We start from the raw sequence: 866 nt of genomic DNA on the forward strand, positions 1-866 counted from the left end.
CTCTAGGCCGGCCTATCTTCGCTCACCCAGTAGCGGTCTATGGCGGTCCTGCCGATCTCCGCACGGAAACGAACCTTCAGTGAAAGTAGAGTCACCGACCAGCGCCGACATCGCGCCTCTTGCGGAAAGCATCCCCTATTGCGCCGTTCCTCCTCCCGCGCTAATGGTTGCAAGTATGGTTGGTATAACCGATATATATGGCATGTCAAGAGATCAAGCTCAAAGTCTGGAATTCGGGACGCCGGATCGGCGCGAACAGCTGACCGGAGTGGAGGCTGGGCATGTCGCAGGCACTGAGCCGCGAGTGCCGAAGGTTCTAACCCTCAAGCAGTCGGGGCGACTGCGGACGGATGGAAACAGCAGTGATCCGGTTGATTTGGGTGATGGAGCGCCGGGGTCACCGGTCTGGCGGAGGCGCACCACGCCGATATCGTGACCGAAATCCGATCACGTCGGGGCAATTCAAGCAGCATCCGTTCCACGCCGACGTGATGTAGGAGACGCACAATGTTCTCGACGCTGACGAATAGAACAAGTGCTTTTCGGACGGGACTTGCAGCATGAGAAACTGCTAGCTGACGGCGCGAAGTTGCGGCTGGTACAGTCCTCTGGCACACACGATCTGGCTAGCTGGAAAGGCGCACTCCTCTGACGCAATCAGCAGATATTCTTCTCTTTTTGTCAGGCGATCATCGGCGCACTCATCAGAGCAGTGATGTTGGTTATGCTGGCCCCAGAAAAAGATGCGTCTCCGATTTCGCGATGCCTTCCATCACGCGAACGCCCGTAACAAGGCGGTTGAACTCGCTCATGTTGGGAACTTCGATTTCCGCAATCAGATCCCACATACCGTTCGTAGTGTGCAC

General features: G+C 56.7%; 1 protein-coding gene. It reads right to left on the reverse strand.

The genetic code is table 11. The features are described 5' to 3' along the window. Nucleotides 1-722 precede the first annotated feature (722 nt). A complete protein-coding gene (locus EOA60_RS39800) occupies nt 723-866 on the reverse strand; it encodes an Lrp/AsnC ligand binding domain-containing protein (protein ID WP_281060813.1) in 144 nt (47 codons plus the stop codon).

Origin of the sequence: Mesorhizobium sp. M1A.F.Ca.IN.020.06.1.1 (assembly GCF_004023265.1) — a bacterium.
GTDB lineage: Bacteria > Pseudomonadota > Alphaproteobacteria > Rhizobiales > Rhizobiaceae > Mesorhizobium.